Origin of the sequence: Methanosarcina sp. 1.H.A.2.2 (assembly GCF_000979975.1) — an archaeon.
Classification (GTDB): domain Archaea; phylum Halobacteriota; class Methanosarcinia; order Methanosarcinales; family Methanosarcinaceae; genus Methanosarcina.
On sequence record NZ_JJQL01000098.1, the window covers coordinates 18,405 to 31,345 of the forward strand.

Annotated in this window: 13 protein-coding genes; 8 read left to right on the top strand and 5 right to left on the bottom strand. The window is 42.8% G+C overall.

Features of this window, described 5'->3' with window-relative positions; genetic code table 11:
* Window positions 1-1,311 (top strand): TldD/PmbA family protein, encoded by a 1,311-nt coding sequence (locus EO93_RS16085; protein WP_048163619.1) that lies wholly within the window; start codon window positions 1-3, stop codon window positions 1,309-1,311.
* Window positions 1,312-1,744: 433 nt separating this feature from the next.
* On the opposite strand, the gene EO93_RS16090 is transcribed toward EO93_RS16085, so the two are convergent.
* The 5 genes from EO93_RS16090 to EO93_RS16110 form a co-directional block, all read right to left on the bottom strand.
* Window positions 1,745-2,194, bottom strand: a complete 450-nt coding sequence (locus tag EO93_RS16090; RefSeq protein ID WP_048163621.1) for a universal stress protein — start codon at window positions 2,192-2,194, stop codon at window positions 1,745-1,747.
* 823 nt (window positions 2,195-3,017) lie between these two features.
* The gene (locus EO93_RS16095) at window positions 3,018-3,956 is read right to left on the bottom strand and encodes a nucleoside recognition protein (RefSeq protein ID WP_048134795.1); all 939 of its coding nucleotides are present in this window, start codon (window positions 3,954-3,956) and stop codon (window positions 3,018-3,020) included.
* A gap of 160 nt (window positions 3,957-4,116) precedes the next feature.
* Window positions 4,117-4,575 carry a universal stress protein gene (locus tag EO93_RS16100; RefSeq protein ID WP_048163623.1) on the bottom strand — a complete coding sequence of 153 codons (459 nt, stop codon included), beginning with the start codon at window positions 4,573-4,575 and terminating at the stop codon, window positions 4,117-4,119.
* A gap of 322 nt (window positions 4,576-4,897) precedes the next feature.
* A complete protein-coding gene (locus EO93_RS16105; RefSeq protein ID WP_048134793.1) occupies window positions 4,898-5,413 on the bottom strand; it encodes a 4Fe-4S dicluster domain-containing protein in 516 nt (171 codons plus the stop codon).
* A 14-nt stretch (window positions 5,414-5,427) separates the two neighbouring features.
* The gene (locus EO93_RS16110) at window positions 5,428-6,309 is read right to left on the bottom strand and encodes a hypothetical protein (protein ID WP_255350242.1); all 882 of its coding nucleotides are present in this window, start codon (window positions 6,307-6,309) and stop codon (window positions 5,428-5,430) included.
* 636 nt (window positions 6,310-6,945) lie between these two features.
* Here EO93_RS16110 and EO93_RS16115 point away from each other — a divergent pair.
* The 7 genes from EO93_RS16115 to EO93_RS16140 all read left to right on the top strand — a co-directional run bounded on the left by EO93_RS16115 (window position 6,946) and on the right by EO93_RS16140 (window position 12,904).
* Window positions 6,946-7,128 (top strand): methytransferase partner Trm112, encoded by a 183-nt coding sequence (locus tag EO93_RS16115; RefSeq protein WP_048134791.1) that lies wholly within the window; start codon window positions 6,946-6,948, stop codon window positions 7,126-7,128.
* 14 nt (window positions 7,129-7,142) lie between these two features.
* Window positions 7,143-7,907, top strand: a complete 765-nt coding sequence (locus EO93_RS16120) for a hypothetical protein (RefSeq protein WP_048163624.1) — start codon at window positions 7,143-7,145, stop codon at window positions 7,905-7,907.
* A gap of 448 nt (window positions 7,908-8,355) precedes the next feature.
* A complete protein-coding gene (gene pyrG, locus EO93_RS16125) occupies window positions 8,356-9,960 on the top strand; it encodes a glutamine hydrolyzing CTP synthase (RefSeq protein ID WP_048163626.1) in 1,605 nt (534 codons plus the stop codon).
* Between the two features lie 258 nt (window positions 9,961-10,218).
* On the top strand, window positions 10,219-10,350 hold the full coding sequence (locus EO93_RS18550; RefSeq protein WP_255350243.1) for a hypothetical protein: 132 nt from the start codon (window positions 10,219-10,221) through the stop codon (window positions 10,348-10,350).
* Between the two features lie 641 nt (window positions 10,351-10,991).
* On the top strand, window positions 10,992-11,513 hold the full coding sequence (locus EO93_RS16135) for a YIP1 family protein (protein ID WP_048134787.1): 522 nt from the start codon (window positions 10,992-10,994) through the stop codon (window positions 11,511-11,513).
* A gap of 258 nt (window positions 11,514-11,771) precedes the next feature.
* Window positions 11,772-11,909, top strand: a complete 138-nt coding sequence (locus tag EO93_RS17710; protein WP_156160967.1) for a hypothetical protein — start codon at window positions 11,772-11,774, stop codon at window positions 11,907-11,909.
* Between the two features lie 488 nt (window positions 11,910-12,397).
* Window positions 12,398-12,904: a DUF4013 domain-containing protein gene (locus EO93_RS16140; RefSeq protein ID WP_235284314.1), complete on the top strand. Its 507-nt coding sequence runs from the start codon at window positions 12,398-12,400 to the stop codon at window positions 12,902-12,904.
* Window positions 12,905-12,941: the final 37 nt, after the last annotated feature.

Sequence of the window (12,941 nt, forward strand, 5' to 3'; positions counted from 1 at the left end):
GTGTACGAGCTTGCAAGAAAAGCCCTGAAACTGGCAGAAGAAGCTGGGGCTGAAGAAGCTGAAATTTATTACGCCGCAAACCATTCAACAGGCGTCAATTTCAAAAAGGATTCACTTGAAAACGCTAAAGACCGTTTCTCGGAAGGCCTGGGAATCCGTGCCATTGTAAACGGTGCAGTGGGTTTTGCCAGCACCAACTTTGCAGGAGACCTCGAGAACGCCGTAAAGATTGCGGTTGCAGAAGCCAGGGTTAGGGAAAATGATCCTGACTGGGTAGCCCTCCCTTCCAATGGGAAATACCCTCAGGTCTCAGGCATCTTCGATAAAAAGATTGAGGCTCTTGAACTTGAAGAGTGCATTGGCTATGCCGTAGAACTCGTTGAAGGGACAAAAGAGATGCCAGGTACGCTCCCTACTTCAGGCGGCTTTACCCGTTCAAAGAGCAGGCAGCTTATCCTGAACACAAACGGGATCGAAATTGAAGAAGAATCCACAGCAGTTTCCGGTTTTGTTGATGTGATAACCGTAAACGGGGACACATCTACAGCCTATGACTTTGCGGTTTCCCGTTCCCTTGACATTGACTTTTTTGCGCTCGGGAAAAATGCTTCCGATCTTGCCCTGAAATCCAGGGGAGGAATAAAAATAGAGCAGCAGAAAACCGATGTTATCTTTCATCCATTTGCCTTTTCGGACATCCTCGAAGAAGCACTTGCTCCTTCAATTGATGCGGACAATGTGCAGAAAGGAAGGTCAGGCCTGATAGGGAAGCTCGGGGAAGAAGTGGCTGTCCCGGAACTGTGCATTTATGATGACGGGCTGGTTGAAGCAGGCATAGATACCTCGGCTTCGGACGATGAAGGTGTTCCTTCACAGCATACCACAGTTATTGAAAACGGTGTGCTTGAAACCTACCTCTATGACAGCTATACCGCAGGAAAAGCCGGTGTGAAAAGCACAGGAAACGGCTCAAGGTTCTCCTATACAAGTCCTCCCTCAGTAGGGCTCAGGAACTTTGTTATCGACTACCCGCAGGAAGATATTATTGCAAATACTACCTCCGGAGTTTTCGTAAACACGATTATCGGTGCCCATACTGCAAACTCAATTTCCGGGGATTTTTCCGTAGAAGCCAGAAATGCCTTCACAATCAAGGACGGAGCCCTGGATAAACCTATAAAATCTCTCATGATCTCAGGCAACGCCTTCGAACTCCTGAAGAACATCACAGGTGCAGGCTTTGACGTAAGGAAAGTCGGAGGCATAATCACGCCTTCAATCCGGGTTTCCGGCATGAGTGTAATAGGATAAGAGTTAATATCTTAAATTACTGCAGCTAAGTTTTTTGACCTCAAAGGCTCTGTTGTTAAGAACTTAACCTCGTGTTGTTAAGAACTTAATATTGGAGTAAGCTCCTGAGGTCAACTTTTTTTCTGAAAATTTGATCCGGTTTTTACGTATCCTGGTAATTTCGGGTTAATTTCAGGTCAATTTCAGGTCAATTTCAGGTCAATTTCGGGTCAATTTTTTTCTGTTTCTTTTTAACTACTCAGGTTCTATAGAGAAATTCTAGAAAACGCCTTCACATAACTCGATAAATATGTAGCCTGATCCCGGAAGCCGTTTTTGAATCCAAAATAAATATGGTACCTCCACCAGCTTGTCTGGCGGCTCGTCGAAAAAAGAGAACGAAATAAAAAATTTGAAAAATAATGAAAAGAGCATTTTTCATGTAGACTTTACTTTATTTCGGGAATTCGCCTCTGACCACGAGTACAGGTGTCTTTGAATGCCTCACCACGTTTTCAGCTACACTCCCGAGCAGGAACCTGTCGAGCCCGGTTTTCCCGAGTGTTCCTATCACAATCATTTCGATGCCGTTCTGTTCCGCAAATTCTACTATTTTATCTGCGGGGTGTCCTTCCAGAAGTACAGATTCCACTTCTACTCCTGTAGATTTTGCGGCATCTTCCACAAAACGCGTAGCTGCTTTTCCTTCATTCCTGAAGTGCTCCATGGCAGCCTTTTCCCAGCCAAAGTCCCTGGCAGAATGGGTCGTCGGGACTACCACATATACAGCGTAAAGTTTAGCTCCGCTGAGCCTGGAAATTTCAATCGCCGTATCAATCGCTTTTTTGACGAGTTCCGAACCATCGGTTGCAACCATTATTTTTTTATAAGTTCCCTCTCTCATACCAAATCCCTCTTTTTTATTCTCCGGTCTTATTTTTCTGTTAGCCTGTGATCAGCTCCGGCTTTCTGAAGTATTATCCGGCACAGACCCCCATCTGATCGGCGCATATGTGCGTGTCAGTTATACCTGCATCACATTATATGCGATCCAAATTTATACTATTCCAATTATTATACGTCGCTTTTCCATATAATCTTAAGTGATTTATACCGTCCTTTGGTATTAGAACTGAAATACATTTTACGAAATATCTTTGGCAGAGATTCTTTACTCCTTTTGTTTCTACCTTAGACCGTTTTATTTTTATAAAGGTACCCGGATTCTTCTATTTATGCGCTAATAATTCTTTTAATATACCATTTCAGGATAAAAACTCTCGAAACTTAGTGATTTTCTCTTTATTATGGCACAAAAAGGCATTATCCTAATTATGTGCCAAAACGCTTATATATGGCTTAATCCTCTGAGGTATTTGGTGAACGGGTAAAGCTCAAAATCAGATATTGTTGCTCATATTCAAATCCAACATATTTTAACCTCCTCCAAAAACCCCCGTTCACTGATTTGCTCATTATATTTTTAGTAAGTTTATGCAAGTAAACTTGAGTTCGATTTTGTATATTTTTCTTTCCTTTGAATCGCTCTTCTCATATTTTTTTAAACATTGCCCTATGAATAAGTCTTTCTCAGGAAACACTTCCCTGCTAAGGGTAACCTTCACTGTCCTGGAAACTTCTATTTGCCCGGGATACCCGGTACTATTCTCAACCTGCTCTTCTCGGTTCTTATACTGTTTTAGAGAACTTCTGCAATTCCTGGTGCTTCAGGAAGCCATACTCAGCAGTAATAACAAAATTACAAGCCTTACAAATATGCTTATTGCCGTAGAATACGCAACAATCTGGACTCCAAGGCGTGTCCCGAAAATAGCTACTTTTTTTGGGAGCTGGCTGCGGATGGCAAAAATCGGGAGCATGAACATACTGCCAAGCATAAGCACGATCATTGCCTGCACATTTGTTATCTCTCCTGAATGGATCATGGGACCGAGAAGTGAAATTCCGAGTATAGGGCTTGCAACGTAACTTGTCAGAGGGACAATTGTCTCCGGGGGTATTTTAAAAAGCTCTGCAAGGGGAAGCACACTGAAAATCTCGAAAGCTCCCTGCTCCTGAAGGACAAAGATGATGGTGGTTGCTATAAGGTAAACTCCTGCAATCTTCAGAAAAACCCTTAACTCTTTTTTGAACGCACGTTTAAACGCGGTCTTCAAAGACACTTTTTCCGTACTCCGGGTCTCAGGGGCTCTGCAGGAATTGCCTTTAAGAAAAAGCTTGCTTGCAACCGCAATTACCAGGATCTTAAACACTGCAGTGACCACAAATACAAAAGAGTAAAATCCCCCTACTACGAGACCGAGCGCAGGCAGCACGATAGGAATCTGATAGGTGAAGAGTTCACGAAAATAGGCAGGGGTTGCATTCATCATTGAACAGAGCACGGTCTCCCTGTCGTTAAGGCAGTTTTCCTTTTTTGCCTGAAAAAGCATACTGTTTGCAGCAACAGCAGATCCTATTGCCACAACGAAAGCTGAAGCACAGGTTTCTGGCAGGTTCGTATAGGCAAAAATAGGGCTTACAAATTTTGAGACCTTCTGCATCAGGCCGAGTTCCACAAGCACGCTGGTACCCATAAGCCCCACAAAAATCATAAACAGTATCGGAAGCGCAAAGTCCAGTACGTTGAGGAAAAGTCCTATCATTGAAAGTTATTTGGGCCGGGCAGGTAAATCAATCTATCCCGAAAAAATCCGGGACTCCTGCCCTGAAAAATCCCAGCTTTTATATTTAGTTTTTTAACGTTTAGCATTTTACACTTAGCGTTTTACATTTAGTTTTACACTTAGCGTTTTACATTTAGTTTTACTTTGCTTCCATTCCCTTTACAACCAGTACGGCTTTCCGGGAATGCCTCACCACATTCTGAGCCACGCTTCCCAGCAAAAACTTCTGGATTCCTGTCCTGCCAAGTGTCCCCATTACGATAAGGTCGATGTCATTTTTTTCTGCAAAATCGATAATCTCATGCGCAGGACTTCCTTCAAGGATAACGGATTCAACTTCAACATCCGCAGCTTTTCCTGCGGTTTCGACATAAGCTGTTGCTTCCTCTCCTTCGGTAGCGAGATGCTCTTTCATTGCTTTTTCCCACCCCACATCTCTAGGATGAGCCATCGACCCCCCTCCCGAAGAGACAACATATACGGCATAGAGCTTTGCCTCGCTTAGTTTTGCGACTTCAACAGCAGTATCAACCGCTTTTTTGACGAGTTCCGAACCATCGGTTGCAACCATTATCTTCCTGTAAATATTACTGTTCATACCTGACTCCCCTTTTTCTTTTCCGGTTCTTTATGTCAATATTGCAATAATCATTTATATATATCATCCTGGAACTCAACGAGCTAAAGGCATCAAGTTTCCTGTTAGAAAACAGGGACCAGGATGGCAAAAGATGGAACGCACCTGAGATTTTACCTCGACATTATACTCCATATCAGGTTATTGTTTCCTTTTGCAGAATTAAAGCGTGGTGTGAACAAAACCCCGTTACCTTCAACGAAGTCTGCCGGCGTAAGGGGTCTGACAGCGTAGTTTTGATTCACCCTGGAGGTTTCAGGGAAGCCTCAGTGCATTTTGTTCCTTAACGCCCTTCTACCTCCGAAAACACAAGGGCATGTGTGGGACAGGCCTCCACGCAGGCAGGCAACTCCCTGCCCTCGCAGAGGTCACATTTTATCACGGTCCCCTCTTCAGTCCGCCTGCCGATCACTCCATAATTGCAGGCCATGGAAGAGGTCCAGCACCCTGCAGCAAGAATTAACTGGTACAGAGAAGAAAAACGGGTGCAGACCGTAGAACAGGTCCAGCAGTCCACGCAGCGTTCCGGGTTGTGGCTTACAGTGCTTGTAATTGTGTCTCTGGAAAGAGCTTTTGTGGGGCAAACCGAAACACAGGGAGCATCCTCGCAATGGCGGCAGGTGATCGGCACGGAGGCTTCAAGGGCAGGGATGTATTCAACAGAGATGCGTTTTTTTGGGGCTGGTTCTTCTCCTAAAGCCGAAAAGAGGGTTTTGCTCTTAGAATGTGCAACAGCACAGGCAACTTCGCAGGAGTGGCAGCCCAGGCAGCGTTCAGGCCGGATTATCACGTCTTTCATTGTGAATGCCTCCCTTACTTCAAGCCCAGTGCCTTTCTTTTTCCTTCAATATGCTCAAGCATCAGGTTTGCAGCTTTGAAGGGGTCAGGCTCAACTGCAAAGCTTGCTCCAACAACACTGTCCAGGCCTTTTGTCAGCAGAGCTGTAACTGCCTGGCTCCCAAGGACAGGGGGGATCGTGCCGAGCACGGTAAACACTCCGGAAGAAACAACGTAAACCCCTATACTCACTGCTTTTTCGCTCATCCATTCAGGGGCTGCACCGGCAGCGGGGAGGTCACTTATATCCACACCCAGGCGGTTTGCAATTGCCGAGGCAAGCACCAGGATTCGGCTTATATCAACACCGGAACCCATGTGCCGGACAGGGGGAATGCCAGGGGCTTCGCAGATGCCTTTGAGTCCGTCTCCTGCCAGAACAGCAGCTTCCGGCACAAGAAGCCCGGCTTCGGCACAGGCAATCGCATTGCATCCGGTGGTCACTACCAGGACATTATTCTTGATCAGCTCCTTTACAAGGTTCACATGCCCATAATTGTGCTGGACCTTTACATTATTGCATCCAACAACCGCTCCGATTCCTTTCACCGAACCTACGGCAATCGCCTCGATGAGAGGGTCAGGGCTTCCTCCAAGGGCATTGAGGATTGCTTCGACACTGAAACCGACCATGCACTCCTGCTTTTCTTCCGGGATACTTACCTTTTCGCGGTTCCGGTTCGGGAAATTTTCCACGGCTGCCCTTACAATTTCTTTTGCAGTTTCATAAGCCTCATCTTCATGGTATTCCATTCTCACAGTTCCTGGGAAATCGGCTTTTGGAGATGTGGATATAAATTTTGTATGGTAGCAGCCGGTAAGTCCTCCAAGAGACGGCATAATGCACTGTACATCCACTACCGCGTGATCCTAAAATAAATTGAGCTAAACCTTATCTTGTTCCTGAAGTTCAACTTGTTAAGTTGATAAAATTATTTAGGACTGCCAAATGTTATTATTTTATATACTTTTTTAAAAACACAACGTGTTAATATATAGTTGAAGTTATTCCTTCAGACAGATGTACTAAAAACTCAACTAATAAATAGCCTGTAAAATGATAGATTACCTGATACTTAGATCACATTAAAATAGGAAGATGAATTGAAGGAAGATTACTGAATAAAATAAGTATCCTGCATAACATGGATCAAAGGATACGGATAAGAGAAGTCAATGGAATATATAAATAAGTCAATGAATAGGAATCGTCAGGAATAAATCGATGCCTGAAGATAAAGGCATCCGAAAACCAAATAGCAAGGATCAGGAACACGAGATCTGCGAAAGAATGCCAGGTCCACAAAAGATATAAGTAAATAACCCTGGCGAATATATAAGAATTAAATGTAAATAGTAGGATAAGGTTCTCATGTCTGAGAATGAAGAATAAATAAGAATCAGGATCATTTGAGTACAGGACCTTTAAATATCCCCACTAAAAGTAAAATTCTGTTTCCCCTATCGCAAAAGTGGCTTTGATGGTGAATTTTTGTGAAAAAAGATCTTATGGATATTCTGGCCTGCCCTATATGTAAGGGCGACCTGATTTTGAACGTTGTTGAAGAAAACGAAGAAGAGGTCATATCCGGAACCCTCTATTGCCCTGTCTGTAAAGAGCATTATCCCATAGATGAGGGGATTCCGAATTTGCTTCCTCCGGACCTCAGGAAATGATGTGAGGGTTGAACTTGGAGCAAATATTCCAGAATGTTATCATTAACCGGCAGGAAATAAACTCTATTGAGTTTGAAAACGAAAGCATTGAGATTCCTCTTTATCCAGGCGGAGAGCAGACTTTCGAAATCCTGGTTACAAACTACGGGTCTCCAACCCATATCCACCTTTCAGTGAGTGAAGAACTAAAAGGCCAGATCACTTTTTTGCGGGACAATCCCTATGTGCTCCAGAAAGAATACGTTTCTGCAGTTGCAAGAATCCCACAGGAAGGTAGGGTACTTACAAAGGGTCATATTTATATCACTGCAGGTTACGGCTCGAAAAAGAAAGGTTTTCCAGTCAATCTAGGAAATGCAGGGGCAAAGCCGCAGGAGCCCTCAAAGGATGAGGCTACAAAAAGGGAAGAAGACACGGAAGAGTTAAATTCTTCAAGGCCTTCCGTAGTGGAACCTGTAATAAAAGCCTCTCGTTCGAGGACAGGAAGCGGAAGCAGAAACGGATATAGCGGGCTTTCATCTTCCTTCCTGAGGAATTTTAAGGGAGGGCTTTCATCCACTTCGGGAAAAAGAACCAGAAAAGGTATGGGACAGAATGAAAGGCTTCCTCTGGCCCTGGCTTTTGGAGGTTTTTTACTGCTTGTATTCTTATTCTTCCTTTACTTCATTCTGCCAGCTGGACTTCAGTTCAGTGTCAGTTTTACTCAGGCCCTCTTATTCTCAATCCTATTTGTGACCTGTATAGCCTACATCCTGCTAAAAATTATGGAAGAAGGTTGAGCAACTCCGGGAAACCAGGCTCAGACCTCCTTTTGTAGTCCGGATAAAATATATTTGGCTAAAATGGATGAAATATATCATCGGCAAAAATCATACTTTCAGGAAAATAAAATTCTAAGTAAACTGAGGTCCTCAGATAAGCTCGCTTATCTGAATTTCCTTCTTGTTTTAATTCTTAATCGAGCTTCATGAGTTCTTTTTTGTAAGCTTGCTCTGTTTATCGTTTGCTGTAATCCTGCTTTGGTTTTCGTTTGCGATTTGAGATTCTTTTTTCCTGGAATTAGAGAGTAATTTTTATATCATGAAGATATTGGTATTGTGTTCGTACGCAAGAATTGAAGTGAATCATTTGTATATGTTGTTCATCTGATTGCTTTTTAGTCTAAAGTTCACAGGGATCTTTTGATCTAAAACCTTCTATTAGAAAAATTATCAAGGAAGCTTACCCATGAAATATATCGTAGTTACCGGTGGGGTGATGAGCGGGCTTGGGAAAGGCATCACCATCGCGTCCATCGGCAGGAACCTGAAAAACAAAGGTTATAAAGTTACGGCTATCAAGATCGACCCTTACATCAATATTGATGCAGGCACCATGAGCCCCTACCAGCATGGGGAAGTTTTTGTTCTCAGGGACGGAGGTGAAGTTGACCTGGACCTTGGAAACTACGAAAGGTTCCTTGACACGGAACTTACCAGAGACCACAACCTCACCACAGGTAAGGTTTACCAGGAAGTAATCGCCAAGGAGAGAAGAGGAGACTACCTCGGAAAGACCGTCCAGATCATTCCCCATATTACAAACGAGATCAAAAATAAAATAAGAAAGGTTGCAGCCAGGAGCGGGGCTGATGTCTGTCTTGTTGAGATCGGAGGTACTGTAGGAGACATTGAGAGCATGCCTTTCCTTGAGGCTGTCCGCCAGATGCACAGGGAAGAACCTTCCGAAAATATTGTCTTTATCCACGTTACCCTTGTTATGGAAGACCTTCAGGGCGAACAGAAAACCAAGCCTTCCCAGCATTCGGTGAAGGAACTCCGAGCTCTTGGTTTGAGCCCCGAAGTAATCGTTGCAAGATCAAAGACTCCTCTTCAGGAAAGCGCCAAGGAAAAGATTGCCCTTTTCTGCGACGTGCCACAGGAACTGGTTATCAGCGCTTATGATGCAGACGATATTTACGAAGTGCCTCTTGTCATTGAAGAACAGGGACTGACCACCCAGCTCATGAAGCACCTGAAACTTGAGTCCTGTATTGAAGATGACAGGTGGAGAGAGATGGTTGCAAGGATGAAGTCCACAACCGACGAGGTCAAGCTGGCAATTGTAGGCAAATACACAAACCTTGAGGACTCTTACCTGAGTATACTTGAGGCTGTCAAGCACGGTGGAATTGATAATGGGTGCAGGGTTGAGGTCAAGATGGTTGAGGCCGAGACTCTGGAAGACGATCCTGCAGAGGTTGAGAAGCTCATGCAGGTTGACGGCATCCTGATTCCCGGAGGCTTTGGCGGGCGCGGGACTGAAGGTAAGATGCTTGCAATCAAATATGCAAGGGAAAACAATATCCCGTTCCTCGGAATCTGCCTTGGCATGCAGCTTGCTGTGATCGAGTTTGCAAGAAATGTGGCGAAGCTGGATAACGCAAACAGTACGGAGTTTGATGAAGATACTCCTTACCCGGTCATTGACATCCTCCCGGAGCAGACCGGAGTTGCGGATATGGGCGGCACCATGCGCCTTGGAGATTACGAAGCCATCCTCAAAGAAGACTCCCTTGCCACAAAGCTCTACGGCACCAATTATATTGTTGAGCGCCACCGCCACAGGTATGAGGTGAACCCCGAGTTCGTGGACAGGCTTGAACCCTTCGGCATAGTCTTTTCCGGCAAAAACAAAAACCGGATGGAAATCGCCGAAATTCCTGAAAAGCGTTTCTTCTTTGCTTCTCAGTTCCACCCGGAGTTCAGGTCAAGACCGGGAAGGCCGTCTCCCCCGTTCAAGGGCCTCGTCAGGGCAATGTGCAAATACAGGAAAGAAAGGGAAGGACAGTAACCCCATCAGAGTGATTGGAGGGAATTATTATTCTCTTAAATCCTCTTTTCTGGCTCATTTTTACCCTTATTGGGATCTATAAAGCCAGTTTCTAACCCATTAACTCACGCCCAGGTCAAAGAGTTTCCCTTTCGCGGGAAAATGATAAATACTTCTAAAACTGAGAATAATAGATTACGATGGTATCTGTTTCAGCACTGTACTTCAGTAGCATGTACAGGTATTGCGATTTCACCAAATTTTATGAAGGTATATACAATGGCAATGTCTAAAAAAGATATGGATAAGAAGAAGAGCGCTAAGAAAGAAAAGATGGGAGAGCTGGAAAAACTGGCTGCCGCAGGTAGCAAGGACGCAAAGAAGAAACTTGCAAAGCAAAAGAAAAAATAACCCTTTGATAATTTTTTTCCTTTTTGTCTTACATTTGTGAGAGGGACCGGGAATTTCTAAAATCCGGTCCCGAAAATCTCTTCTCAATTACGGTGTAATTTATCTGTTTTTAATCTCCCTATCTACTATGCTCGTTGATAATGATTATTTATTCAAGCGGAAATATTAGAATTAGACTCAAACTTTTCGATCAGAAGTTCCCTTGACCCCCCGCACTTCCTGCAAACACTTCTTACGTGCGTTCTTTTTCGCCACTCTTCAGCTTTATAAATCAGACCATAGCGTTTACGCAGACGCACAGCTCTCATTTCGTGCGGATTCTCTGTTCGGATTATCTTTTCAGGCAGGGAGTTATCAATTCCAATTTTCTTTTCTATATTCGTTTTCCTGAAAAAATGTTCTCCTGGCAGGTGAGCCAATTTTAGATTCGATCTATTTTTAGTCAGAGGTTACTGCTTAAAAACAATTGTCTGGAAAAGATAAAAATATCTGAATAAATTACTTATATAACTTCTTTTGTTTGTAGTGAGATTTAGATTATTCACAATGCTTGCTTACATTATCAAATATTCTAAAATTTTCGAGCTACTGAATCCTTTATAAGATATTTTACTCTTTATTTGCCGGAGTTGGTCTTCCAGATGAGTTACATAGATACATGGAAAGAGGTCGTTTTCAGTCCTGACCGATTTTTCCGAGAGATGCCAAAAAAAGGAGGTTATGCAGATCCTGTTGTTTTTACAGCCATGAATACGTTGGTTGCAGGTTTGCTCACATCCACAGTCGGCAGGATCTTTGATCCTCACCTGGATGTAATATGGGAAGCAGGCAACGTTTCTTTTTTGTCCGGCCTTCTCTTGCTAGTAATTGGTGTTATTTTATTGAACTTTATCTATGGAGCAATACTCCATATTTTATTCAGACTTGTTGGAGGCACTGGCAGCTATCAGGGGACTTACCGACTTGTTGCCTATGCCGAGGCTCCGGGAATATTTGATTCCGTACCTGTTTTTCATTCCATCATTTACACACCCTATCTGCAAACCATTGGGGGAAAGCATGTCCATAACATTAGCACAAAAAGGGCTGCAGTAGCTGTGCTCCTTCCGATTCTGTTGTTCTTAATAGGGATATTTATGCTTATAGGGCTTGAAAATCCCTGATTCTATGACCCAATGCAGTTAATCCGTAAATGTATATTCCAAAACCCTTCTTTTTAAGTCTAGTCCTGGATATTCTCATTATCCAGTTTCTTCATTTTTCTTATTTTAATCTGCCTTATTTGCGTTTTTCCTTCCGGACAGAAACTATTAAATATTTTCAACACTTATGCGCCATACTTGCAGCAATATATAATATAGTTGAAGCTGCATGAACATTACGAAGAGGTTGCATAAGCAGTCTCGCTGAAGGTTTGTTATATGGCAATGGCTAAGAAAGATATGGAAAAGATCTCTAACTCCAGAGCTCGCAAAGAAATGGAAAATCTGCAGAAAAAAGCTTCTTCCGGCGATAAGGAAGCAAAGAAAATGCTCGAAAAAGATAAAAAGAAAAAATAACCGGGGCAAGTTTTTCATCTCAACAAATTTATGCAAAGATCCGGAGGGGTTAGAAAAAACCCATATCTGAAAGCTTTCCATTTCAAAAATCAAATTCAGACTGTTTACACACATACATTAAGCTAATCCCAAAACTCAAAATGACGTCTCCAAGTCCCTTATTTCAAACATTTAATCGAGTTTTTGCTCATAGAAAAACAGTCCTAAAAACGTTAATGATTTGGGAACAAAGCTGGTTTTGGGATTAGCTCAGTTACGAACGGGCTTTTACAGTAAGTATCTCCATTTTTCTTGATTTTCGTTTACTTATATCTTGATTTTCGTTTACTTATATCTTGATTTTCGTTTACTTATACTTCCTGATTGTTACTTCTCGGCTTTACTTTTCCGGGGACCGTATCTTTGTAAACTAGTTTATGTGACTTTATATATTTCTCTGGTTTTATTTTTACAAAGTTTTATATACTTACAAAATAGGACTATATCTGGTGATTATTATAGAAACCATAACTTTTTCTGAAGCTGTTAAATATCCATTCAAAGTGCCGCAAAGGCTTCTTTACATACTCTTGTTATTTATTCCCATAATAGGGTGGCTTGCACTTTTCGGCTACGTTGTAAGGCTCGTTAATGAATTTATTGAGGGCAGGTATGAGGGGCTTATTAAACTCGATTTTATGGAAGACCTGAAACTCGGGTTTATGGTTTTCCTGAAGTCTCTTCCTTTCTACATTGCATATACAGTTGTACTGTTTGCTACAATGTATGTTAATGAAACCCTGGGGAACATTGTCAACCTGCTGTTAGGGTTCTTTGTGATCCCGATGCTTGCCGTTAATTTCTTCAGGAAACAGACCGTTGAGTCTTTCTTTGAGTTTGACATCCTGAACGTCGTCAGGGACAACCTTGGGGAATATATCATTACCGTACTGAAACAGACTTTCCGCAGATCTCGGATTATTATTCAGGTATTTTTATTGGAAAACTGTAAATAATGTAACTTGCTATTGAATTTTTGAATTTTTATGCACA